23 protein-coding genes are annotated in these 24,035 nt (G+C 67.2%); 16 read left to right on the top strand and 7 right to left on the bottom strand.

Annotated elements, in window-relative coordinates; genetic code table 11:
- Window position 1: 1 nt before the first annotated feature.
- Genes ACIUM1_RS03975 through ACIUM1_RS03965 form a run of 3 tightly spaced genes read left to right on the top strand, consistent with a single transcriptional unit; the run spans window position 2 to window position 2,137 of the window.
- Complete coding sequence (locus tag ACIUM1_RS03975; RefSeq protein ID WP_406815979.1) at window positions 2–1,318, top strand: cysteine desulfurase; 1,317 nt, start codon at window positions 2–4, stop codon at window positions 1,316–1,318.
- On the top strand, window positions 1,315–1,815 hold the full coding sequence (sufU, locus tag ACIUM1_RS03970; RefSeq protein ID WP_406817521.1) for a Fe-S cluster assembly sulfur transfer protein SufU: 501 nt from the start codon (window positions 1,315–1,317) through the stop codon (window positions 1,813–1,815). Before ACIUM1_RS03975 ends, sufU begins: the two co-directional genes overlap by 4 nt.
- Window positions 1,790–2,137, top strand: coding sequence for a metal-sulfur cluster assembly factor (locus tag ACIUM1_RS03965; protein WP_406815978.1), 348 nt, complete (start codon window positions 1,790–1,792; stop codon window positions 2,135–2,137). Before sufU ends, ACIUM1_RS03965 begins: the two co-directional genes overlap by 26 nt.
- Before the next feature lie 45 nt (window positions 2,138–2,182).
- Here ACIUM1_RS03965 and ACIUM1_RS03960 read toward each other — a convergent pair whose 3' ends face one another.
- From ACIUM1_RS03960 to ACIUM1_RS03950, 3 genes are all read right to left on the bottom strand, one after another.
- Complete coding sequence (locus ACIUM1_RS03960; RefSeq protein ID WP_406817520.1) at window positions 2,183–2,938, bottom strand: DUF5666 domain-containing protein; 756 nt, start codon at window positions 2,936–2,938, stop codon at window positions 2,183–2,185.
- A gap of 128 nt (window positions 2,939–3,066) precedes the next feature.
- The gene (locus ACIUM1_RS03955) at window positions 3,067–3,855 is read right to left on the bottom strand and encodes a DUF5666 domain-containing protein (RefSeq protein ID WP_406815977.1); all 789 of its coding nucleotides are present in this window, start codon (window positions 3,853–3,855) and stop codon (window positions 3,067–3,069) included.
- Window positions 3,856–3,935: 80 nt separating this feature from the next.
- Window positions 3,936–5,762, bottom strand: coding sequence for an acyl-CoA dehydrogenase (locus ACIUM1_RS03950; RefSeq protein ID WP_406815976.1), 1,827 nt, complete (start codon window positions 5,760–5,762; stop codon window positions 3,936–3,938).
- Window positions 5,763–5,958: 196 nt separating this feature from the next.
- Here ACIUM1_RS03950 and trxA point away from each other — a divergent pair, with 196 nt between their 5' ends.
- The 4 genes from trxA (at window position 5,959) to ACIUM1_RS03930 (ending at window position 9,281) form a co-directional block, all read left to right on the top strand.
- Window positions 5,959–6,312 (top strand): thioredoxin, encoded by a 354-nt coding sequence (trxA, locus tag ACIUM1_RS03945; protein ID WP_406815975.1) that lies wholly within the window; start codon window positions 5,959–5,961, stop codon window positions 6,310–6,312.
- Between the two features lie 55 nt (window positions 6,313–6,367).
- On the top strand, window positions 6,368–7,177 hold the full coding sequence (locus tag ACIUM1_RS03940) for an enoyl-CoA hydratase (RefSeq protein WP_406815974.1): 810 nt from the start codon (window positions 6,368–6,370) through the stop codon (window positions 7,175–7,177).
- 36 nt (window positions 7,178–7,213) lie between these two features.
- The gene (locus ACIUM1_RS03935) at window positions 7,214–8,851 is read left to right on the top strand and encodes an ABC-F family ATP-binding cassette domain-containing protein (RefSeq protein WP_406815973.1); all 1,638 of its coding nucleotides are present in this window, start codon (window positions 7,214–7,216) and stop codon (window positions 8,849–8,851) included.
- 220 nt (window positions 8,852–9,071) lie between these two features.
- On the top strand, window positions 9,072–9,281 hold the full coding sequence (locus ACIUM1_RS03930) for a helix-turn-helix domain-containing protein (protein WP_406815972.1): 210 nt from the start codon (window positions 9,072–9,074) through the stop codon (window positions 9,279–9,281).
- A gap of 38 nt (window positions 9,282–9,319) precedes the next feature.
- Here the strand turns inward: ACIUM1_RS03930 and ACIUM1_RS03925 are convergent, their stop codons facing one another.
- Entirely contained in the window at window positions 9,320–9,901 is a 582-nt protein-coding gene (locus ACIUM1_RS03925; RefSeq protein ID WP_406815971.1) for a TetR/AcrR family transcriptional regulator, read from the bottom strand.
- Window positions 9,902–9,924: 23 nt separating this feature from the next.
- Entirely contained in the window at window positions 9,925–12,756 is a 2,832-nt protein-coding gene (locus ACIUM1_RS03920) for an aconitate hydratase (protein ID WP_406815970.1), read from the bottom strand.
- Between the two features lie 282 nt (window positions 12,757–13,038).
- Between ACIUM1_RS03920 and ACIUM1_RS03915 the strand changes: the two genes are divergently transcribed.
- The 6 genes from ACIUM1_RS03915 (at window position 13,039) to ACIUM1_RS03890 (ending at window position 19,237) form a co-directional block, all read left to right on the top strand.
- Entirely contained in the window at window positions 13,039–13,533 is a 495-nt protein-coding gene (locus tag ACIUM1_RS03915; RefSeq protein WP_406817519.1) for a DUF6676 family protein, read from the top strand.
- 238 nt (window positions 13,534–13,771) lie between these two features.
- On the top strand, window positions 13,772–15,220 hold the full coding sequence (gene ripA, locus ACIUM1_RS03910; protein ID WP_406815969.1) for an NlpC/P60 family peptidoglycan endopeptidase RipA: 1,449 nt from the start codon (window positions 13,772–13,774) through the stop codon (window positions 15,218–15,220).
- 88 nt (window positions 15,221–15,308) lie between these two features.
- Window positions 15,309–15,980 (top strand): NlpC/P60 family peptidoglycan endopeptidase RipB, encoded by a 672-nt coding sequence (gene ripB / locus ACIUM1_RS03905; RefSeq protein WP_406817518.1) that lies wholly within the window; start codon window positions 15,309–15,311, stop codon window positions 15,978–15,980.
- 172 nt (window positions 15,981–16,152) lie between these two features.
- The gene (locus ACIUM1_RS03900; protein WP_406815968.1) at window positions 16,153–17,283 is read left to right on the top strand and encodes an AAA family ATPase; all 1,131 of its coding nucleotides are present in this window, start codon (window positions 16,153–16,155) and stop codon (window positions 17,281–17,283) included.
- Window positions 17,280–18,233, top strand: a complete 954-nt coding sequence (locus tag ACIUM1_RS03895; RefSeq protein ID WP_406815967.1) for a DUF58 domain-containing protein — start codon at window positions 17,280–17,282, stop codon at window positions 18,231–18,233. The genes ACIUM1_RS03900 and ACIUM1_RS03895 overlap by 4 nt, the downstream gene beginning before the upstream one ends.
- Window positions 18,230–19,237: a VWA domain-containing protein gene (locus ACIUM1_RS03890; protein ID WP_406815966.1), complete on the top strand. Its 1,008-nt coding sequence runs from the start codon at window positions 18,230–18,232 to the stop codon at window positions 19,235–19,237. The genes ACIUM1_RS03895 and ACIUM1_RS03890 overlap by 4 nt, the downstream gene beginning before the upstream one ends.
- Window positions 19,238–19,324: 87 nt before the next feature.
- Here the strand turns inward: ACIUM1_RS03890 and ACIUM1_RS03885 are convergent, their stop codons facing one another.
- Window positions 19,325–20,164 carry a DUF559 domain-containing protein gene (locus ACIUM1_RS03885; protein WP_406815965.1) on the bottom strand — a complete coding sequence of 280 codons (840 nt, stop codon included), beginning with the start codon at window positions 20,162–20,164 and terminating at the stop codon, window positions 19,325–19,327.
- 224 nt (window positions 20,165–20,388) lie between these two features.
- Between ACIUM1_RS03885 and fabG1 the strand changes: the two genes are divergently transcribed.
- The 3 genes from fabG1 to ACIUM1_RS03870 are packed head-to-tail and all read left to right on the top strand — an operon-like array spanning window position 20,389 to window position 23,038.
- Window positions 20,389–21,156 (top strand): 3-oxoacyl-ACP reductase FabG1, encoded by a 768-nt coding sequence (fabG1, locus tag ACIUM1_RS03880; RefSeq protein ID WP_406815964.1) that lies wholly within the window; start codon window positions 20,389–20,391, stop codon window positions 21,154–21,156.
- Window positions 21,157–21,190: 34 nt separating this feature from the next.
- Window positions 21,191–22,000: an NADH-dependent enoyl-ACP reductase InhA gene (gene inhA, locus ACIUM1_RS03875; protein WP_406815963.1), complete on the top strand. Its 810-nt coding sequence runs from the start codon at window positions 21,191–21,193 to the stop codon at window positions 21,998–22,000.
- A 6-nt stretch (window positions 22,001–22,006) separates the two neighbouring features.
- A complete protein-coding gene (locus ACIUM1_RS03870; RefSeq protein ID WP_406815962.1) occupies window positions 22,007–23,038 on the top strand; it encodes a ferrochelatase in 1,032 nt (343 codons plus the stop codon).
- Window positions 23,039–23,042: 4 nt separating this feature from the next.
- On the opposite strand, the gene ACIUM1_RS03865 is transcribed toward ACIUM1_RS03870, so the two are convergent.
- The gene (locus ACIUM1_RS03865; RefSeq protein WP_406815961.1) at window positions 23,043–23,987 is read right to left on the bottom strand and encodes a hypothetical protein; all 945 of its coding nucleotides are present in this window, start codon (window positions 23,985–23,987) and stop codon (window positions 23,043–23,045) included.
- Window positions 23,988–24,035: the final 48 nt, after the last annotated feature.

Raw genomic sequence — 24,035 nt, 5'->3', positions numbered from 1 at the left:
CATGGCGACACCTTCGGCGGCGGTCTCACCCCTGGATGTCGCGGCCATCCGCGCGGATTTTCCCATCCTCAAGCGGGTCATGCGCAGCGGAAACCCCTTGGCGTACCTGGATTCCGGTGCGACCTCGCAGCGGCCCCTGCAGGTCCTGGACGCCGAGCGGGAATTCCTGCTGACCTCCAACGGTGCGGTGCACCGCGGCGCGCACCAGCTGATGGAGGAGGCCACCGACGCCTACGAGCAGGGGCGCGCCGACGTCGCCGCGTTCGTGGGCGGCGACACCGACGAGCTGGTGTTCACCAAGAACGCCACCGAGGCGCTCAACCTGGTGTCGTATGCGCTGGGGGACAAGCGTTTCGACCGTGCCGTCGGGCCCGGCGACGTCATCGTCACCACCGAGCTCGAACACCACGCCAACCTGGTTCCCTGGCAGGAACTCGCCCGCCGCACCGGGGCGACCCTGCGCTGGTACGGCGTCACGGACGACGGGCGCATCGACCTCGACTCGCTTAAGCTCGACGAGCGCGTCAAAGTCGTCGCCTTCACCCATCATTCGAACGTCACCGGCGCGGTGGCCCCGGTGGCCGAGCTGGTCGCCCGGGCGCGGGCCGTGGGCGCGCTGACCGTGCTGGACGCCTGCCAGTCGGTGCCGCACCAGCCGGTCGACTTCCACGCGCTGGACGTCGACTTCGCCGCGTTCTCGGGGCATAAGATGTTGGGGCCCAACGGCATCGGTGTCCTTTACGGACGCCGCGAGGTGCTGGCGGCCCTGCCGCCGTTTCTGACCGGCGGCTCGATGATCGAGGCCGTGACCATGGAAACATCGACCTATGCGGCGGTGCCGCAGCGCTTCGAGGCCGGCACTCCGATGACATCGCAAGTGGTCGGATTGGGCGCGGCCACCCGCTATCTCGGCGCCATCGGCATGGAAGCCGTGCAGGCCCACGAGCACCAGCTGGTCGCCGCGGCCATCGACGGCCTGTCGGGCATCGATGCCGTGCGCATCGTCGGGCCGCTGACCATGGAGAACCGCGCCTCGCCGGTGTCGTTCGTCGTCGACGGCGTGCACGCGCACGACGTCGGGCAGGTGCTCGACGACGAGGGCGTCGCGGTGCGGGTAGGACATCACTGCGCCATGCCGTTGCACCGCCGGTTCGGCGTCGCGGCCACCGCCCGGGCGTCCTTCGGGGTTTACAACACCACCGAGGAGGTAGAGCGTTTGGTGGCCGGCGTGCGCCGAGCTCTGGAATTCTTCGTCGGCGATCGCAAGCGCGGCGAAGCCGGGCGCAGCGGGTCGCCGTCATGGGTTGGGAGAGGCTGACTTTGCGGCTCGAGCAGATGTATCAGGACGTGATCCTGGACCACTACAAGCACCCGCAGCACCGCGGGCTGCGGGAGCCCTTCGGCGCCGAGGTCTTCCACGTCAACCCGGTCTGCGGTGACGAGGTCACCCTGCGGGTCGCGCTGTCCGAGGACGGCGAGACCGTCGCCGACGTGTCCTATGACGGTCAGGGCTGCTCGATCAGCCAGGCGGCAACCTCGGTGCTCACCCAGCAGGTGATCGGGCAAAGCGTGGGTGACGCGCTGAAGACGGTCACCGCGTTCAGCGAAATGATCTCATCGCGCGGCACTGTCGAGGGCGACGAGGACGTGCTGGGCGACGGCATCGCGTTCGCCGGGGTGGCCAAATACCCGGCGCGGGTGAAATGCGCGCTGTTGGGCTGGATGGCGTTCAAAGATGCTCTGGCGCAGGCTTGTTCGGGCCAGGAAGCAGACTTCGAGGAGGTCACAGATGAGCGAAACCACCGCGCGGGATGAGGAATTCCTCGCCGACCTCGAGGAGGCGATGCGTGACGTCGTCGACCCCGAACTCGGCATCAACGTCGTCGATCTGGGCCTGGTCTACGGGCTGAACGTCGAGGCGGGCGACGAGGGAACGGTCGCCCTGATCGACATGACGCTGACGTCGGCGGCCTGCCCGCTGACCGATGTCATCGAAGACCAGTCACGCAGCGCGCTGGTGGGCGCCGGCCTGGTCGACGACCTGCGGATCAACTGGGTGTGGAACCCGCCGTGGGGTCCGGACAAGATCACCGAGGACGGCCGCGAGCAGCTGCGTGCCCTCGGATTCACCGTCTGAGCCAGGCTTTCGCGCTGCCCAACCGGCGGTCCCCCAAGAGGTGCGCTAAAGGTGGATGTGGGGGAGGTGCGGCAGGTGCAGGTGGGGGTGCGGGCGCCCCATGGGCGGGCACGTCTCCACACTGATCATCGCCGCGTGCAGGACGCCACCGTCTTGAGTTCCTTGTGCCCCAATGCATTTACCATTCGTGATCGCCTGGGTGTCCGACGGCGTCTGTCGCTGATAAGAGGTCGAGTCGGCCACGGTCACGTTGGTCGCGGCGCCCGGACCGCCGGGGCCCAGACCGTTGATGGCGATCGTGTTGCCCGACACCGAGGCGACGGTGCCGTAGAAGCCGGCCGGCGGCGGGCACTTGCCGTCCGCGGATTGGGTGACCGTCACGGCCTGCGCGGTGATCGCGCCCGGCGCTGGAGCCCCTGGAGGCGGTGCGCTCTGCGGGGTGGCTTTGACATTCACACAACTGCCCGGTGTCACATCGGTCAGCTTCGCCGGGGTGACGTCGACGACGCGAGTCTGGGGCGTGTAGTCCACCGTCGCCGACCCGGTCCGCGTCCGTAGCGCGATCGTGCCGTTCGAATTCGACTGCACCATGCCCTCGACATAGTCCTTGCCGACCGGAGGCGGCGGGGGACCCGGGGGTGCCGGTGGCGCCGCGCTGGGCGCCCCACCGGGCGGGATCGCCGTGACAGCGCGGGGCGCGCCGCTGTTCGACGCGTCGTGCGAGGGACCGCACATGGCGACACACAGCGCGACGAAAGCGACTACGACGCCGAGCGCGATCTGCGTCCGCCGGTTTTTCAGCGATATGGCAGGCACAGAACTCATCTCCGATCAAACGTTTCGCCGCCCTGAGCACTCACTCCCGCCGGGCGCGGTTTCGCGCCGCACCCGGCGGGAGTGACGGCAATCTCAGGCAGCCCGAGGCGGGGTCAGTGCCCCTGGCCGGGCTGCTTGGGCTTGCCGCATTTGCCGTCGACGGCCTGTCGTAGGTTGATGCTCGTCGCTTGCAGCGCGCCGCCGTTGTCCTGAGTTCCGCGCGCGGACAGGCATTTGCCCGGCGTGATGGCGTCGGTGTTCGCGGACGACTGCTTGGTGAATTTGGTCTTGTCGTCGACCGTCACGGTCGTTTGCGTGGTGTTGCCGCTGGGATCGGTGTTGGTCAGGTTGATGGTGTTGCCGGACACCGATGCCACCGACCCCCGGATCCAGGCCGGCTTCGCGGGCGCCTGCGACGGCGGAAGGGACGGCGGCGTAGTGGTCGACGCGCCGGGTTCGTTCTGCGGCGGCTTGGGGCAGGCGCCGTTCACGGATTGGCTGATCTTCACCGACGCGGCGGTGACCGACGGCCCGGGCGCCGATCCCTCTGTCGGCTTCACGCTGACGCAGCTGCCCGGGGTGACGTCGGGCAGGCCGGCCGGAACGGCCTCGGTGATCTTGGTGGTGGAGGTGAAGTTGACCGATGCGGTCGCGTTGTCTTCTTTGGTGACCTGAATGGAGTTACCCGCCACTGAGGCGATCAGACCGCTGACCCGCGCTTCGGCGTGAGGGGTGGACGACGTGGTCGTCGAAGTGATGGTGGACGTCGAGGTCGAGGTGGACGTGGACGGGGGATTGGACTTGTTCGAAGAGCCGCAGGCGGACAGGGACAATGCGGTGGCCCCCGCGACGGCGAATACCGCGAAGCGAGTGAGCCGGGGCATGTGACAGCTGGCAGACATCAACGTTTTCTCCATTCGTCGGTTAAAGCCAACGTCATGGTTTACCCGATTAAACTGTGCCTAACCTGTGGATCGGCGGCTCAGAATGCCTCCTCGGCCAGCTTCATGATGTCGTCGTCGATGGTCTCGATGACGCCGCGCAGCGCGGTGAGCCGGGGCAGCATGTTCTTGGCGAAGAACCCCGCGGTCGCGATCTTGCCCCGATAGAACGCTTCGTCGTTGCCCGCGCCGTCGGTCAGCGCGCGCTGCGCGACGTTGGCCTGCACCAGCAACCTCCAGCCGATCAACAGATCGCCGACCGCGAGCAGATAGCGCACCGATCCCAGGCCCACCTTGTAGATCTCCGCCGGATGCTGCGCCGCGGACATCAAGTAACCGGTCAGCGCACCGGTCATCGCGGTGACATCCTCGTAGGCGGTCTGCACCAGCTGGGCGATCGGCTTGAGCGCCTCGTCGCAGTTGTCGATGGTCGCCGTGATCTGAGTCGTCAAGAACTGCAAGGCCTGGCCCCGGTCGCGCACGATCTTGCGGAAGAAGAAGTCGAGCGCCTGGATGGCGGTGGTGCCCTCATAGAGCGAATCGATCTTGGAGTCGCGGATGTACTGCTCGAGCGGATAGTCCTGCAGAAACCCGGAACCGCCCAGCGTCTGCAGCGACTCGGTCAGCACCTCGTAGGCCCGCTCCGAGCTGGCCCCTTTGACGATCGGCAGCAGCAGATCGTCGATCCGGTGCGCCATTTCATGATCGGCACCCGAAACATGTTGCGCCACTGCGTCATCCTGATGGGCCGCGGCATACATGTAGAGCGCGCGCAGGCCCTCCGCGTACGCCTTTTGGGTCATCAGGCTGCGACGCACGTCGGGGTGATGGATGATCGTGACCCGCGGCGCGGTCTTGTCGGACATCTGGGTGAGGTCCGCGCCCTGCACCCGCTCCTTGGCGAAGGCCAGCGCGTTCAGGTAACCCGTGGACAGGGTGCCGGCCGCTTTGACGCCGATCGTCATGCGCGCCTGCTCGATCACGGTGAACATCTGCGCGATACCCCGGTGCACATCGCCGACCAAGTAGCCGACCGCGGGCACATCGGTTGCGCCGAAAGTCAATTCACACGTGGGGGAGGACTTGATGCCCATCTTGTGTTCCACCCCGGTGACGTAAACGCCGTTGCGGGGGCCGAGTTCGAGGGTGTCGGGGTCGAAAAGAAAGTTGGGCACGTAGAACAGGCTCAGCCCCTTGGTGCCCGGTCCCGCACCCTCCGGTCGGGCCAGCACCAGATGGAAGATGTTCTCGGCGGTATCGCCCACGTCACCGCCGGAGATGAAGCGCTTGACGCCCTCGATGTGCCATGTGCCGTCGGGTTGTTCGATGGCTTTGGCGCGGCCGGCGCCGACGTCGGAGCCCGCGTCGGGCTCGGTGAGCACCATGGTGGCAGCCCAGCCCCGCTCCACGCCCTGCGCGGCCCATTGCCGCTGCTGCTCGTTGCCCTCGATGTAGAGCGCCTGCGACATGAACGGGCCCAGGCAATAGAAATTCGCCGAAGGATTGGCGCAGATCAGCATTTCGTTGACCGCCCACGCCAGTGGCGGCGGGGCCGGCATGCCGCCGATCTCTTCGGCCATGCCCAGCCGCCACCAGCCGGCCTCCTTGAGTGCCGCCACCGTCTTGGCCAACTCGTCGGGGACGGTGATCTTGTGCTCGGCCGGGTCGAATACCGGCGGATTGCGGTCGGCGAAGGCGAAGGATTCGGCCACCGGACCTTCGGCGAGGCGCGCCGCTTCGGCCAATATCGTTCGAACCGTGTCCTCGTCGAGGTCGCTGTAGCCGCCGGTGCCCAGGACGGCGCCGACATCGAGAACTTCGAAGAGGTTGAACTCGATGTCACGAACGTTTGCGATGTAGTGGCCCAACGCGATTCCCTCACTGGTCCCTCGAGGTGGCGGATCGTCAGGCCCAGTCTGTCGGACGCGGGAAAACGTACGCAACCGTAACCAGCGACCGCTGGGAGTGCGCCGTGCGGCGGCGGCGGCCCAGGTGCCGATGGCCGCATTCCGAACACCTGGCACATCGGGGAACATCGGGTCGGTGCCGGGCGTTACGGCAAATGTGACAACACTCGATCTCACCGCTGAGAAGTTCAACGAAACCATCGAGGGCAACGACATCGTGCTCGTCGACTTCTGGGCGTCCTGGTGCGGCCCATGCCGCCAGTTCGGTCCTACTTTCCAGGCGTCGTCGGAGAAACATCCCGACATCGTGCACGCCAAGGTCGACACCGAGGCCGAACAGCAACTGGCCGCGGCCGCCCAGATCCGGTCCATCCCCACTCTGATGGCCTTCAAGAAGGGCAAACTGCTGTTCAACCAGCCCGGCGCCCTGCCGCCGGCCGCGCTGGAGGACCTGGTCGCGCAAGTCCGTGCCTTCGACGTCGACGCCGCCGAGGCCGGTCAGGCCGAATAACCCGAACACCGCGCTGCGCGCAAACCCACGGTCAGCAACGCGCTAGGTTGCATGGGTGAGTTTGGTACTGGTAGATCACCCGCGGCCCGGCGTCGCGCTGATAACCCTGAATCGGCCGGAGCGGATGAACTCGATGGCGTTCGACGTCATGCTTCCGCTCAAAGAGGCCCTGGACAAGGTCACCTACGACAATTCGGTGCGCGTGGTGGTGCTGACCGGGGCCGGTCGCGGCTTTTCCTCCGGCGCCGATCACAAGTCGGCGGGTTCGGTGCCGCACGTCGAGGGGCTGACCCGCCCCACCTATGCGCTGCGCTCCATGGAGATTCTCGACGAGGTCATCCTGGCGCTGCGCCGGTTGCACCAACCGGTGATCGCGGCGGTCAACGGCCCCGCCATCGGCGGTGGGTTGTGTCTGGCCCTGGCCGCCGACATCCGGGTGGCCTCGACCAGCGCGTACTTCCGCGCCGCCGGCATCAACAACGGCCTGACCGCCAGCGAACTGGGCCTGTCCTACCTGCTGCCGCGGGCCATCGGCTCGTCACGCGCGTTCGAGATCATGCTGACCGGGCGTGACATCACCGCCGAGGAGGCCGAGCGCATCGGGTTGGTGTCCTGCCAGGTGCCCGACGATCAGCTGTTGGACACCTGCTATGCCATCGCGGCGCGGATCGCGGCCTTCTCGCGGCCGGGCATCGAGTTGACCAAGCGCACGCTGTGGAGTGGACTGGACGCCGGTAGCCTGGAAGGGCACATGCAAGCCGAAGGCTTGGGACAGCTTTTCGTCCGCCTGCTCACCGCCAACTTCGAAGAAGCGGTTGCCGCCCGCGCAGAACGACGACCACCGGTGTTCACCGACGACAAATAAGCGTCTTTTCAAACAAGGCAAACAAGGAGAGCGATCGTGATCACGGCCACGGACCTCGAGGTCCGCGCTGGAGCGCGCATCCTGCTCTCGCCGGACGGTCCCGACCTGCGAATTCAGCCCGGCGACCGCATCGGGCTGGTGGGCCGCAACGGGGCCGGCAAGACGACCACCCTGCGCATCCTGGCCGGGGAGACCGAACCCTACGCGGGCTCGATCAACCGAGTCGGCGAAATCGGTTATCTGCCACAGGATCCCAAAGAGGGTGACCTGGATGTGCTGGCCCGCGACCGGGTGCTGTCCGCCCGTGGGCTCGACGTGTTGCTGACCGATCTGGAAAAGCAGCAGGCGCTGATGGCCGAGGTCGCCGATGACGACGCCCGCGACCGCGCGATCCGCCGGTACGGGCAGCTGGAGGAGCGTTTCGTCGCGCTGGGCGGCTACGGCGCGGAAAGCGAAGCGAGCCGCATCTGCGCCAGTCTCGGCCTGCCGGAACGGGTGCTGACGCAGCAGCTGCGCACCCTGTCCGGCGGGCAGCGCCGCCGGGTGGAACTGGCCCGCATCCTGTTCGCCGCGTCGGAGGGCGGCGCGGGAATGTCGGGTTCGTCGACCACGCTGCTGCTCGACGAGCCGACGAACCACCTGGACGCGGATTCCATCGGCTGGCTGCGGGATTTCCTGCGCGCGCACACCGGCGGGCTGGTGATCATCAGCCACAACGTCGAACTGCTCGCCGACGTCGTCAACCGGGTGTGGTTCCTGGACGCGGTGCGCGGCGAGGTCGACGTCTACAACATGACGTGGCAGAAGTATCTCGACGCGCGGGCCACCGATGAGCAGCGCCGGCGCCGGGAACGCGCGAACGCCGAACGCAAGGCCACCGCGCTGCGTTCACAGGCCGCCAAGCTCGGCGCCAAGGCCACCAAAGCCGTTGCCGCGCAGAACATGTTGCGTCGTGCCGACCGGATGATGGCCGCACTCGACGACGAGCGGGTGGCCGACAAGGTGGCCCGCATCAAGTTTCCCAACCCGGCCGCCTGCGGCCGCACGCCCCTGGTGGCCACCGGGTTGAGCAAGTCCTACGGCTCGCTGGAAGTGTTCACCGGTGTCGATTTGGCGATCGACCGCGGCTCGCGGGTGGTGGTGCTGGGCCTCAACGGCGCCGGAAAGACCACCCTGCTGAGAATCCTGGCCGGCACCGAGGCCCCCGACACCGGAGGGCTCGAACCCGGCCACGGGCTGCGGATCGGCTACTTCGCCCAGGAACACGACACGCTCGACAACGATGCGACCGTGTGGGAGAACATCCGCCACGCCGCACCGGATTCGGGCGAGCAGGATCTGCGCGGCCTGCTGGGCGCGTTCATGTTCAGCGGACCCCAACTCGACCAGCCGGCCGGCACCCTGTCCGGCGGTGAGAAGACCCGGCTCGCGCTGGCCGGTTTGGTGGCCTCCACAGCCAACGTGCTGTTGCTCGACGAGCCGACGAACAACCTCGACCCCGCCTCGCGCGAGCAGGTGCTCGACGCGCTGCGCAGCTATCAGGGCGCGGTGGTCTTGGTGACGCACGACCCCGGTGCCGCCGAGGCGCTCGACCCGCAGCGCGTCGTGCTGTTGCCCGACGGCACCGAGGACTTCTGGTCCGACGAATACCGCGATCTCATCGAACTCGCCTGAGTCGGTGGTGGCGATCGCCACGACTGATGGTGGCGACCCGCTTCGCCCGGCTACGCCGCGCTCGCGATCGCCACGACTGATGGTGGCGACCCGCTTCGCCCGGCTACGCCGCGCTCGCGATCGCCACGAATCGCCGCAAGCGATTTGGCGAAATCGGCCCGCGGCCGACGGCGGCTTCTTACTCTGGGTGCTTGCGATCGTGTCCCGTGTCGGAGGAGCTATGAAGAGAACACCGCAAAGGTCGGCCAAGACACGCGACCAGTTGTTGGACGAGCTACGTCACGCTTATGAAGGCGGCGCCAGCATCCGCAGCCTGGTCGCCAAGACCGGCAGGTCCTACGGGTCGATTCATAGCCTGCTGCGGGAGTCGGGCACCACGATGCGCAGCCGCGGCGGCCCCAACCGGACCGCCAAAACCGTGCGGGCGTAGCGTCACTGCGAAATCACGTCCCCTTGTTCGCAGTGACGCTACGGTCGCTTCTCAGAATCGTTGCGGCGCACGGAATTCTCCACCAGATCGAGGACGGCGGATAAGCGCTGCGGGTCCTCGCCGGACGCCAACCGGGCCACCAACCCGTCGAGCACCAACTCCAGATAGCACTGCAGTACATCGCCGGGCACGTCGTCGCGCACCCGGTGCGCCTCCTTCTGCCGGCGCAACCGATCGGTGGTTGCCGCCGCCAGCTCGGCGGAACGCTCCGCCCAGCCCTGGCTGAACGCCGGATCGTTGCGCAGCTTGCGAGCGATCTCCAATCTGGTTGCCAGCCAATCGAATTGGTCCGGCGCGGCCAGCATGTCGCGCATCACCTGGATCAGCCCGGCGCGGGAAGCCACGTCGGCCATCCGCTCGGCGTCCTCGTGGGCGAGGGCGAAAAACAGCGCGTCCTTGTCCCGGAAGTGATGGAAGATCGCGCCGCGCGACAACCCGATCGCCTTCTCCAACCGGCGCACCGTGGCTTTGTCGTAACCGTATTCGGCAAAGCAACGGCGGGCGCCGTCGAGGATCTGGCGGCGGCGAGCCGCCAGATGGTCCTCGCTGACCTTGGGCACGGGGTGACTGGATGGGGCCGGAGTTAACCCGACTTGAGCATGTTGCGCAGCACGTACTGCAGGATGCCGCCGTTGCGGTAGTAGTCGGCCTCACCGGGGGTGTCGATGCGGACCACCGCATCGAACTCGATGGCGTCCTTTCCATCCTTGCTTGCCTTGACGTGCACCGTCTTTGGCGTCTTGCCGTTGTTGAGCTCTTCGATCCCGGTGATGTCGTACACCTCGGTGCCGTCCAGGCCCAGATCCTTGGCCGATTTGCCGTCCGGGAACTGCAACGGGATCACGCCCATGCCGATCAGGTTGGAGCGGTGAATCCGCTCGAACGACTCGGCGATCACCGCGCGAACGCCCAGCAGCCGCGTCCCCTTGGCTGCCCAGTCTCGTGACGACCCCGACCCGTACTCTTTGCCGCCCAGCACCACCAGCGGAATGTTTTGCGCCGCATAGTTTTGCGCCGCGTCGTAGATGAACGCCTGCGGGCCACCGTCCTGGGTGAAGTCACGGGTGTAACCACCGGACACGTCGTCCAGCAGCAGGTTGCGCAACCTGATGTTGGCGAACGTGCCGCGGATCATCACCTCGTGATTGCCGCGCCGCGAGCCGAAGGAGTTGTAGTCTTTGCGCTCCACGCCGTGCTCATCGAGGTACTGCGCCGCCGGGGTGCCCGGCTTGATGCTGCTGGCCGGGGAGATGTGGTCGGTGGTCACCGAATCGCCCAGCAGCGCCAGCACCCGGGCGCCGGTGATGTCGGCGACCGGCTCGGGCTCGGCCGGCATGCCCTCGAAGTAGGGGGGTTTGCGGACGTACGTCGAATCCGGATTCCACTCAAAGGTGTCGCCGCTCGGGGTGGGCAGGTTGCGCCACCGCTCGTCGCCCTTGAACACGTCGCCGTAGTTCTTGGTGAACATCTCGGAGTTGATCGCCGAGGCGATGGTGTCCGAGACGTCCTTCTGCGACGGCCAGATGTCTTTGAGGTAGACGTCGTTGCCTTCTTTATCCTGGCCCAGCGGCTGCTCTTCGAAGTCGAAGTCCATGGTCCCGGCCAACGCGTAGGCCACCACCAGCGGCGGCGACGCCAGGTAGTTCATCTTGACGTCGGGGTTGATGCGGCCCTCGAAGTTCCGGTTACCCGAGAGCACGGCGGTCACCGAAAGGTCGTTGTCGTTGATGGCCTGTGAGATTTCGTCGGGCAGCGGACCCGAGTTGCCGATGCACGTGGTGCAGCCGTAGCCGACCAGGTAGAAGCCCAGCTTCTCCAGGTACGGCCACAGGCCGGCCTTGTCGTAGTAGTCGTTGACCACCTGCGAGCCGGGCGCCATCGTGGTCTTGACCCACGGCTTGGACTCCAGTCCCTTCTCGACGGCGTTGCGGGCCAGCAGCGCTGCGCCCAGCATCACCTCGGGGTTGGAGGTGTTGGTGCACGAGGTGACCGCGGCGATCACCACCGCGCCGTGGTCGAGCACGAATTCGCCTCGCTCGTCGGACTTCACCGTGACCGGGTTGCTGGGGCGGCCCTTGGCATGTGCGGCGGCCGAATGCACCTCGGGGATGTCGTCGGCATGTCCGTTCGACACCGCGCCGGGATCGCTGGCCGGGAAGGTCTCTTCGACGGACTCGTCGAGCTTCGAGTAGCCCTGCTGGCCGTCCTCGTCGCCATCGACGTAGCTGAGGATCTGCTCGCGGAACGTGGACTTGGCGGCCGACAACGCGATTCGGTCCTGCGGCCGCTTGGGGCCGGCGATCGAGGGCACCACCGTGGAGAGGTCCAGCTCGAGGTACTCCGAGAAGACGGGTTCGTGGTCGGGGTTGTGCCACATCCCCTGTTCTTTGGCGTAGGCCTCCACCAGCGCCAGTTGCCGGTCGGTGCGACCGGTGAACTTCAGGTAGGAGATGGTCTCCTCGTCGATCGGGAAAATGGCTGCGGTGGAACCGAATTCGGGGCTCATGTTGCCCAGCGTGGCGCGGTTGGCCAGCGGCACTTCCGAAACGCCCTTGCCGTAGAACTCGACGAACTTGCCGACCACGCCGTGCTTGCGCAGCATCTCGGTGACGGTCAGCACGACGTCGGTGGCCGTCACTCCCGGCTGGATCTCGCCGGTCAGCTTGAAGCCGACCACCCGCGGGATCAGCATCGACACCGGCTGTCCCAGCATCGCGGCCTCGGCCTCGATACCGCCGACGCCCCAGCCCAGCACGCCCAGGCCGTTGACCATGGTGGTGTGCGAATCGGTGCCCACGCAGGTGTCGGGGTATGCGGTCATATTTCCCGCGTCATCCGCTCGGGACATCACCACGCTGGCCAGGTATTCGATGTTGACCTGGTGCACGATCCCGGTGCCCGGGGGGACCACCTTGAAGTCCTGGAAAGCGCCCTGGCCCCAGCGCAGGAACTGGTACCGCTCGCCGTTGCGCTGATACTCGATCTCGACGTTGCGCTCGAACGCATCGGCGGTGCCGAACAGGTCGGCGATCACCGAGTGGTCGATCACCAGATCGGCGGGAGCGAGCGGATTGACCTTTTCCGCCTTGCCGCCGAGGTCGCCGATGGCCTCGCGCATGGTGGCCAGGTCGACGATGCACGGCACACCGGTGAAGTCCTGCATCACCACGCGGGCGGGGGTGTACTGGATCTCAATGCTGGGCTCTGCCTTGGGATCCCAGTTCGCGATGGCCTCGATGTGGTCCTTGGTGATGTTGGAGCCGTCTTCGTTGCGCAACAGGTTCTCGGCCAGCACCTTGAGGCTGTAGGGGAGTTTCTCGGTGTTGGGGACGGCGTCGAGACGATAGATCTGGTAACTCTGGTCGCCGACCTTGAGGGTGTCGCGGGCTTCGAACGAATTCACAGAATCAGTCACTTCAACTCCAGAGTCTTTAGTTCTCCCACCGCGACGGGCCGTGTCGGCGGTGCGGTACCAACTTTAACAGTACGCTTGTCCTGCATTACGGCGGCACTGCTGACTTCAGTCTTGTCGCCACGGCCGCCGGTTTAAACCCCCGACGATGAAGTCGCGTACCGTGCCTCTAGCACTACCCAGGAGGCGCAGATGACCGGGCACGATTCGTTCGTTGCACCGCTACCGCAGGACACCGTGTTCTCGCATTCGGTGCTGCCGCTCTACATTCCGGTGGACGTCGACATGTCCATGGTCAAGGCCCAGGTCGCCGCCACCGGAGTCAGCGCCCCGCCGGCGGCGATGCCGGGACTGCTCGCCGTGGTCAACCAGGCGCACGCCGAGGGCATCAACCTCAAGATCGTGCTGCTCGACCACAACCCGCCGAACGACACCCCACTGCGCGACATCTCGACGGTGGTCGGCGCGGACTATCACGACGCGACGGTGCTGACGCTCAGTCCGAGCTACGTCGGCAGCTACAGCACGCAGTACCCCCGCGTCACGCTCGAGGCCGGCGAGGACAACGCCAAGACGGGCAACCCGGTGGTCTCCGCGCAACATTTTCTGCATGAGCTGGATACGCCCGAGTTTCCGTGGACCGGCCTGACGATTTTCCTGTTGATCGCGGTCTTCGCCGCGGCGGTCGGCACCCGGTTGTTGCAGTTGCGTAGCAGGCGCTCAGCAACGTCGGATGTCAGCGCGGCGGCCCCGGCCGCCGGCGCCGATACACCCGTCTAACCACCGGTATTCACCTCTTCGGGTTCCCTCGGTGAACCCTCGCGGCCCCCTGCGGCAAACCCGGCAGGTCACCGTTCGGTCACAGTAAACGCACGTAGAGAGTGCGATTTCGGTGGAGCATTTGCACGCCCATCGGTGTGACGTACGGTGCAAATGATGCTGGTGTTGTCTTTGGTGCCTTTCGAGGAACGTGTGGCTGGCGCCGCCCGTCGTGTTGAGCCGTAGGAGACCTAGTCGAATGAGACGCACACGCTGGGGGTCTTCTGCGCGACCGGCCTTGAGGCTGGTGCGGCCCATGGTGCCATCCGTTTTGAGCCTGGCCCTTCTGATTGCGACGCCGGGCCTGGCGGAGGCCGATCCCACCGCCGACAACCTGGCCGCGCTCATCGCCGACGTCGCCAAGGCCAACCAGCGGTTGCAGAACCTGAGCGCCGAAATCCAGACCGAGCAGGAGAGCGTGAACAAAGCTCTGGTCGACGTCGAGACCGCGCGGGACAACGCGGCCACCGCTCAGCACGATCTGGAGAGCACCCAGCGGGCGGTCAAAGACGCCAACATCGCCATCGCGGGAGCGCAGCACCGCTTCGATACGTTCGCCGCGGCCACCTATATGAATGGTCCGTCGAACAGCTACCTGACCGCGAGCAGCCCCGACGACATCATCGCCACCGAAGCCGCCGCCAAGAACCTGACCACCAGCTCGCAGACCGTGATGGCCAAGCTGCAGCAGGCCCGCACCGAACAGGTGAACAAGGAATCGGCGGCGCGGCTGGCCAAGCAGAACGCCGACAAGGCCGCCGCCGACGCCAAGTCCAGCCAGGACGCCGCCGTGGCGGCGCTGACGAACTCCAAGCAGAAGTTCGAGCAGCAGCGCGAAGACATCATTCGCCTTGCCGCCGAACGCGATCAGGCGCAGGCCAAGCTCGAGGCGGCCAAGCGCGAGGCCGCGAAGCAATGGTCCGCGGGTGCCGGCGGCCCCGGAGCGCCGGCATCGGGTGACCGGTGGGAGACCGGATCACCGGGCGCGCCGGCGCCGTCGGCCGGGGGCCGGCAATGGGATGGCGCCTGGGACCCCACGCTGCCGATGATCCCGAGCGCCAACGTTCCCGGCGACCCGATCGCGGTGATCAACCAGGTGCTGGGCATTTCCGCGACCTCGACTCAGGTCACCGCCGGCCTGGGCCGCAACTTCCTGCAGCAGATGGGCATCCTCAAGCCCGACGACACCGGCATCACCAACGCGGCGCCCGGTGGGGTCGGGGCACGCATCCCCCGGGTCTACGGGCGGCAGGCGACCGAATACGTGATCCGGCGCGGCATGTCGCAGATCGGTGTGCCCTACTCCTGGGGCGGCGGCAACGCGGCCGGCCCGAGTAAGGGCATCGACTCCGGTGCGGGCATCACCGGCTTCGACTGTTCGGGCCTGGTGCTGTACTCCTTCGCCGGGGTGGGCATCAAGCTGCCGCACTACTCGGGCTCGCAGTACAACCTGGGCCGCAAGATCCCGTCCTCCCAGATGCGCCGCGGCGACGTCATCTTCTACGGCCCCGGCGGCAGCCAGCACGTGACCATCTACCTCGGTGACGGCCAGATGCTCGAAGCTCCCGACATCGGGTTGAAGGTCCGCGTCGCCCCGGTGCGCACCAGCGGCATGACGCCCTACGTGGTCCGATACATCGAATGGTGATCGAGTGAGTACTGAACGAAAAACCGTGCGCCGCAACCGGTTTCGCCTCGTCAACTTCGCCTGGATCACCGCGGTGGTGGCCGGGCTGATGTTGTCTGTGGCCGGCCCGGCGCCGTTGGCCGGGGCCGACCCCGGCCAATGGGACCCCACCCTGCCGGCCCAGATCAGCGCCGGAGCGCCCGGAGACCCGCTCGCCGTCGCCAACGCCTCGCTGCAGGCCACCGCCCAGGCCACCCAGACCACGATGGATCTGGGCAAGCAATTCCTGAGCGGGTTAGGGATCAACCTCGGTGGCGACGCCCCCGCCGCGGCGGCCACTCCCAGCAACCCCGGCGGCAAGATTCCGCGGGCTAACGGCCGGCAGGCCATCGAGTACGTGATCAAGCGAATGGGATCGCAGATGGGCGTCCCGTATTCGTGGGGCGGCGGGTCGCTGGACGGGCCCAGCAAGGGCGTCGGCGACGGCGCCAACATCACCGGCTTCGACTGCTCGGGGCTGATGCGCTACGGCTTCGCGGGCGTCGGCGTGCTGATTCCGCGGTTCTCCGGCGACCAGTACAACGCCGGGCGCCACATCCCGCCGGATCAGGCCCGGCGCGGCGACCTGATCTTCTACGGCCCGGGCGGCAGCCAGCACGTCACCATGTACCTGGGCAACGGCCAGATGCTCGAGGCATCCGGAAGTGCCGCCAAGGTTACGGTCAGCCCGGTTCGTAAGCCCGGCATGACCCCGTTCCTGACCAGGATCATCGAGTACTGAGCCGGGGCGCGGTTTGGCGGGCGGGTGCCCGCGGCGGGTGCACCAGCGTCGACGGAATTCGGTGGGCCTGGAATAGTTGGACGCGGGCACGTCGCTGGCCCACGACATCGGTCGTGCCAGCAGTCGTGTCCGATTGAGCTTTGTCGGTTTGAGCGGTGGAAGGTAGCAGTTCATGACAGCAGCAGGTGGGCCGCCGCCAGGCGCCAGCGGTTACTCGGGCCCGGGCGGGCAATCCGGCCCGGCTCACGAAGCGCCGGTGGGCGGTGGCAATGGACTGGCCGCCGAGGTGCAGACCCTGGAACGGGCCATCTTCGAGGTCAAACGGATCATCGTCGGCCAGGACCAGCTCGTGGAGCGCATGCTGGTCGGCCTGTTGTCCAAGGGACACGTGCTGCTCGAGGGTGTACCCGGCGTGGCCAAAACGCTGGCCGTCGAGACCTTCGCCAAAGTGGTCGGCGGGTCGTTCGCGCGCATCCAGTTCACGCCCGACCTGGTGCCCACCGACATCATCGGTACCCGCATCTACCGTCAGGGCAAAGAAGAGTTCGACACCGAACTCGGCCCGGTGGTGGTGAACTTCCTGCTCGCCGACGAGATCAACCGCGCGCCGGCCAAGGTGCAATCGGCGCTGCTGGAGGTCATGCAGGAACGCCACGTGTCGATCGGCGGCAAGACCTTCGCGCTGCCCAACCCGTTCCTGGTGATGGCGACGCAGAACCCGATCGAGCACGAGGGCGTCTACCCACTGCCCGAAGCCCAGCGCGACCGGTTCCTGTTCAAGATCAACGTCGGCTACCCGTCGCCGGAGGAGGAGCGGGAGATCATCTACCGGATGGGCGTGCGCCCGCCGGAGCCCAAGCAGATCCTGAACACCGGCGACCTGCTGCGGCTACAGGACATCGCTGCCAACGTCTTCGTCCACCACGCACTGGTGGACTACGTGGTGCGCGTGGTGACGGCCACCCGCCATCCCGAACAGCTCGGCATGAACGACGTCAAGACATGGATTTCGTTCGGGGCCTCACCGCGCGCATCCCTGGGCATCATCGCCGCGTCGCGGTCGCTGGCGCTGGTCCGCGGCCGTGACTACGTGATCCCGCAGGATGTCGTAGACGTCATTCCCGACGTGCTGCGCCACCGGCTGGTGCTCACCTACGACGCGCTGGCCGACGAGATCTCACCGGAGATCGTCATCAACCGGGTGCTGCAGACGGTGGCCCTGCCTCAGGTGAACGCCGTTCCGCAGCAAGGTCATTCGGTGCCCCCGGTGATGCAACCCGCCGGCGCGGCCAGCGGTCGGTGACCGATCCCAAGCGGCCGGCGGTGACCCATCCGCCGTCGATGCAGCGCGGGCAGATCGATGACCCGAAGCTGTCGGCGGCGCTGCGCACCCTTGAGCTCACCGTCAAACGCAAGCTCGACGGTGTGCTGCACGGCGATCACCTCGGCCTGATCCCGGGCCCGGGCTCCGAGCCGGGGGAGTCGCGCGAGTACCAGCCCGGCGACGACGTCCGCCGGATGGACTGGGCCGTCACCGCGCGCACCACGCACCCGCACGTGCGGCAGATGATCGCCGACCGCGAGCTGGAGACCTGGCTGGTGGTCGACATGTCGGCCAGCCTGGACTTCGGCACCACCGTCTGCGAGAAGCGGGACCTGGCCGTCGCGGCCGCGGCCGCCATCACGTTCCTCAACAGCGGCGGCGGCAACCGGCTGGGCGCGATCGTCTCCACCGGCGCCAACATCACTCGGGTGCCGGCCCGCTCAGGGCGTCAGCACGAACAGACGCTGCTGCGCACCATCGCCACCACGCCGCGGGCTCCGGTCGGGGTGCGAGGCGACCTGGCGACCGCGATCGACGCGTTGCGCCGTCCGGAACGCCGTCGCGGCATGGCGGTGATCATCAGCGACTTCCTCGGCCCGATCAACTGGATGCGTCCGCTGCGGGCCGTCGCCGCCCGGCACGAGGTGCTGGCCATCGAGGTGCTCGACCCCCGCGACGTGGAGCTGCCCGACATCGGCGACGTGGTGCTGCAGGACGCCGAGTCCGGCGTCACCCGCGAGTTCACCATCGACGCCCAGTTGCGCGACGATTTCGCCAAGGCCGCCGCGGCGCACCGCGCCGATGTGGCGCGCACCATCCGCAGCTGCGGGGCCCCGATCCTGACGCTGCGCACCGACCGTGACTGGATCGCCGACATCGTGCGGTTTGTCGAATCCCGTCGGCGCGGTGCACTGGCAGGGCGGCAGTGACACTGCCGCTACTCGGCCCAATGTCGTTGTCGGGCTTTGAACATGCGTGGTTCTTCCTGTTTCTGCTCGTCGTCGTCGGGTTGGCCGCGCTGTACGTCTTGATGCAGTTGGCGCGACAGCGGCGCATGCTGCGGTTCGCCAACATGGAACTGCTGGAAAGCGTCGCACCGAAACGGCCGCCCAAGTGGCGGCACCTGCCGGCGATCCTGCTCATCGCGTCGCTGGTGCTGTTGACCATCGCGATGGCGGGGCCGACGAACGACGTGCGGATTCCCCGCAACCGCGCGGTGGTGATGCTGGTGATCGACGTCTCGCAGTCCATGCGCGCCACCGACGTGCAGCCCAACCGGATGGCGGCCGCGCAAGAGGCCGCAAAGCAGTTCGCCGACGAACTGACCCCGGGGATCAACCTCGGGCTGATCGCCTATGCGGGGACCGCGACGGTGTTGGTGTCGCCGACCACCAACCGGGAATCGACCAAGACCGCGCTGGACAAGCTCCAGTTCGCCGACCGCACCGCCACCGGGGAAGGCATCTTCACCGCCCTGCAGGCCATCGCCACGGTCGGCGCGGTGATCGGCGGCGGCGACAAGCCGCCGCCGGCGCGCATCGTGTTGTTCTCCGACGGCAAGGAGACGATGCCGACCAACCCGGACAACCCGAAGGGCGCCTTCACCGCCGCGCGCACCGCCAAGGACCAGGGCGTGCCGATTTCGACCATCTCGTTCGGCACCCCGTACGGCTTCGTCGAGATCAACGACCAGCGCCAGCCGGTGCCCGTCGACGACGAGACGCTGAAGAAGGTGGCGCAACTCTCGGGTGGGAACGCCTACAACGCAGCGTCGTTGGAGGAACTGAAGTCGGTGTACGCGACGCTGCAACAGCAGATCGGCTACGAGACCATCAAGGGCGATGCCAGCGTGGGCTGGGTGCGGCTCGGTGCGCTGGTGCTGGCGCTGGCCGCGCTGACGGCCCTGCTGATCAACCGGCGCCTACCAACGTAGGGCCCCGCGGCCCCGCGGCCCCGGCGCCCCGCTTACACCGCGAGCGTAAGCACACTGCGATTTTCGGGCCGGATTTTCGCGGTGTGCTTACGCTCGCGAAGCGCGCGCCTCCCGCACTCGGCGGATGATGTCGTCGGGGTGATCCTCGGCGATGACCCGGACGACGACCCACCCCCGGCGCTCGAGCATCTCGAGCCGGCGGATGTCCTTGACGTACTGATAGCGACTCGATCGGTGTTGGTCTCCGTCGTATTCGACCGCGACCTTCATGTCCTCCCAGCCCATGTCCAAATAGGCTTCGGCCCAATCCCATTCGTTGCACACCGCGATTTGCGTCTGCGGCCGGGGGAATCCCGCGTTGATCAGCAGCAAACGCAGCCAGGTCTCTTTGGGGGATTGCGCTGCACCGTCGACGAGTTCGAGAGCGACACGAGCGGCCTTCATGCCTCGGCGGCCCCGATATCTCTCGGCCAACAGCTCGGCGTCGGCCACTTTCAGGTTCGTCGCCTGTATGAGGGCATCGATCGCGGCGACCGCGACGTTCAGCCGGTATCGCCTGGCCAAGTCGAGTGCCGTCCGTGCCGCTGTGGTGACCCGCATGTCGTTGACGACCGTGATCTCGTCGTCCTCGATCCGCTCTTCCCACACCTGCACGCCAGCGGTAGGCCAGCGGTTGGTGTCGATGATCGAGGCGGGCAACGCCGGGTCGATCCACTTCGAACCGTGCAGCGCTGAGGCGGACAAGCCGGCGAGTATGCCGCGGCGCCGAGACCGCAGCCAGCAGGCCTGCGCCCGCAATACCGCGGTCAGCTCCGCATCTCTGCGGACGTACACGTCTTTGTGCAGCGCTGTGTATCGACTGCGCAGCTCATGCGGAGTCAGCGCGCCGACGGCCAGGGCTTCGCTGCCCAGGAATGGCCCGGTCATGGCAGAAGTGTGCGCAGTCACACCGACAGAACTTCGCGAGCGTAAGCGCACTGTGAAAATACGGCCCGAAAATCGCAGCCTGCTTACGCTCGCGGTGCTGACAGGACCTGCTCGCGGTGCTGACAGGACCTGCTCGCGGTCCTGACAGGACCCGCCCGCGGTGCTAAGCGGTGCTAAGAGGGGGAGATTTCAACCCCGCCGCATCGAGGCGATAAGTTGGCCGGGTGACTGACGCAGCCACCGAGAACACCTCCAAGCCCGCCACCAACGGTGGCAAACCGGCATTCGTATCCCGTTCAGTCCTGGTCACCGGCGGAAACCGGGGGATCGGGCTGGCGATCGCGCAGCGGCTGGCCGCCGACGGCCACAAGGTAGCCATCACGCACCGCGGATCCGGGGCACCCGAAGGGTTGTTCGGCGTCGTGTGCGACGTCACCGACAACGAAGCGGTCGACCGCGCCTTCAAGGAGGTCGAGGAGCACCAGGGCCCGGTCGAGGTGCTGGTGTCCAACGCCGGCATATCCAAGGATGCGTTCCTCATCCGGATGACCGAGGAGCGGTTCGAGGAGGTCATCAACGCCAACCTCACCGGGGCCTTCCGGGTGGCCCAACGCGCCTCACGCAGCATGCAGCGCAAGCGGTTCGGCCGGATCATCTTCATCGGGTCGGTGTCCGGCAGTTGGGGCATCGGCAACCAGGCCAACTACGCGGCCGCCAAGGCCGGCCTGATCGGCATGGCCCGCTCGATCTCCCGGGAACTGTCCAAGGCCAACGTGACCGCAAACGTGGTGGCGCCGGGCTACATCGACACCGAGATGACCCGCGCGCTGGACGAGCGGATCCAGGAGGGTGCACTGGACTTCATCCCGGCCAAGCGGGTCGGCACTGCCGAGGAGGTCGCCGGGGCGGTCAGTTTCCTGGCGTCCGAGGACGCGAGCTACATCGCCGGTGCGGTCATTCCGGTCGACGGCGGCATGGGCATGGGTCACTGACTTCAACCACGACAGACGGATATTAAGGACGGACATGGCAGGACTGCTCGACGGCAAACGGATTCTGGTCTCGGGGATCATCACCGATTCGTCGATCGCGTTTCACATCGCCAAGGCGGCCCAGGAGGCGGGTGCGCAGTTGGTGCTGACCGGGTTTGACCGGTTGCGCCTGATTCAGCGCATCGCCGACCGGCTGCCGGAGAAGGCGCCGCTGATCGAACTCGACGTGCAGAACGAGGAGCACCTCAACTCGCTCGCCGAGCGGGTAACGGCCGAGATCGGTGAGGGCAACAAGCTCGACGGTGTGGTGCACTCGATCGGCTTCATGCCGCAAACGGGCATGGGCATCAACCCGTTCTTCGACGCGCCGTATGAGGACGTCTCCAAAGGCATTCACATCTCGGCATATTCGTACGCCTCGCTGGCCAAGGCGACCCTGCCGATCATGAACCCCGGCGGCTCCATCGTCGGGATGGACTTCGACCCCAGCCGCGCGATGCCGGCCTACAACTGGATGACGGTAGCCAAGAGCGCGCTGGAATCGGTCAACCGGTTCGTGGCCCGCGAAGCGGGCAAGTACGGCGTGCGCTCCAATCTCGTTGCCGCGGGCCCGATCCGGACGCTGGCTATGAGCGCCATTGTCGGCGGTGCGCTCGGCGAAGAGGCCGGCGCGCAGATGCAGCTGCTCGAAGAGGGCTGGGACCAGCGTGCCCCCATCGGCTGGAACATGAAGGACCCGACGCCGGTCGCCAAGACGGTGTGTGCCGTGCTCTCGGACTGGCTGCCGGCGACGACGGGGACCATCATCTACGCCGACGGTGGCGCAAGCACCCAATTGCTGTAAACCGCAATGGAATTCGACGCCGTCCTGCTGCTGTCCTTCGGCGGGCCGGAAGGCCCCGAGCAGGTTCGGCCGTTTCTGGAGAACGTCACCCGGGGCCGCAACGTCCCGCCGGAACGACTCGATGACGTCGCCGAGCACTACCTGCATTTCGGTGGTGTCTCACCGATCAACGGCATCAATCGCGCGCTGATCGCGCAACTGAAAGCCGAGCTCGAAGGCCGCGGCCTGGACCTGCCGGTGTATTTCGGCAATCGCAACTGGGACCCCTACGTCGAAGACACGGTCGCGACGATGCGGGACAACGGAATTCGTCGGGCCGCAGTATTCACCACGTCGGCGTGGAGCGGCTATTCCAGCTGTACCCAGTACGTCGAGGACATCGCCCGGGCGCGTGAGGCGGCCGGGCCGGACGCGCCCGAATTGGTCAAGCTGCGGCCCTATTTCGACCACCCGGGGTTCGTGCAGATCTTCGCCGACACCATCGGCGCGGCGGCGGGTGGCCTGACCGCGGAACAGCAGGGGGGCGCGCGCCTGGTGTTCACCGCGCATTCCATCCCGGTGGCCGCCGACGACCGGCTGGGCCCGCGGCTGTACAGCCGCCAAGTCGCCTATGCCGCAAGCCTTGTGGCGGCCGCCGCCGGATACCCCGAGTACGACTTGGCGTGGCAGTCCCGGTCGGGACCGCCCCAGGTTCCATGGCTGGAGCCCGACGTCGCCGACCACCTGGCGGCGCTGGCGCAGGCCGGCACCAAGGCCGTCATCGTCTGCCCGGTCGGGTTCGTGGCCGACCACATCGAAGTGGTGTGGGACCTCGATGAAGAACTCCGCGCGCAGGCCGAGACGGCGGGCGTGGCGATGGTGCGGGCGTCGACGCCCAACGCTCACCCGCGTTTCGCGCAGCTGGCCGCCGACCTGATCGACGAACTGCGCTACGACCGCCCGCCCGAGAGGGTGACCGGACCCGACGCGGTGCCCGGTTGCCTCGGCAGCGTCAACGGTGCGCCGTGCCGCCCGCCGCACTGCGCGGCCGGCCGCTGAAAAGTCAGTCGCCCCAGGCCGAATGCAGGATCGCGGTCACGGCCGCCATCCGCGCCGAACGCACCACGGCGGTCAGGGGTCGCAGCGCGTCACTGGCGATGCGCGCCTCCGAGGACGATTGCGTTCCCAACGGCTCCAGGCCGGCGGCGACGGGGGCGGTGAAACGGTCCGGCGAGTCCGATCGATTCAGCCCGGCGCTGACCGCGATGATGGCGTCGACGTGCGCGGCGTTCTCCAGCACCCGCAGCGCGCGCGTCGGCGCATGGTCGGGAATGCGGTGTTGCCGTGCGGATTCCAGCAGTTGCTCGACGAGCCCGCGCGGGTCGTCGACGTCGGCCGCCGCGGATCCCAGCCCGATGGCGCCCAGCGCGTCGGCGGCCGAGCGCACGGCCGACCGCAGCGTGTACTCGGCGTCACCGAGCTCGTAATGATCCAGCACCGGCGCGCCCGGCAGCGAGTACACCGTCCACGTCAGCGCGCACAGTTCCGCCAGCCCTGTCTCGTAGTCCTCGGGCGCGTCCTCGTCGTCCTGGTAGGAGAATTCAGGCACCAAGCCCACGGCGGTGCCGGGGTTGCGGGGATTGGCGATGATGACCGCCTCGCCGGCGGCCAGGGCGTCCCGTTCGAACTGCGTTCCAGGGGCCAGCCCGCGCACGTCGCCCGGGACCGGCAAAATCACGTTGATCGTCCCGCGCAGCAAGCCGTCGCCGCCGGACGACGGGGTGGGCCGCCCGCTAGCGGCGCGCAACGTCTGCAGCAGGGTGACCGTTCCGGCGTCGTGCACGTCGGGCCAGGGCAGGCCGGTGTGGCCCGCGGCGACGGCATCATACGTGGTCACCGATTGCTTTGGCGCCCAAACGGATAACGCGTCCAAGACGTCGTCGGGCGCGGCTTTTCCGGCGAGCCAGGCATTGGCCCACAGGGACAGCGAAACACTGGGACACCACACGAGAACGCAGTCTAGTTGTTTTGCCCGGCAAAGGCGGATCACGCGTAT

Origin of the sequence: Mycobacterium sp. M23085 (assembly GCF_045343915.1) — a bacterium.
Taxonomy (GTDB): domain Bacteria; phylum Actinomycetota; class Actinomycetes; order Mycobacteriales; family Mycobacteriaceae; genus Mycobacterium.
The sequence above is the reverse complement of the archived record's forward strand: the minus strand, read 5'-3'. Positions and strand labels throughout refer to the sequence as shown.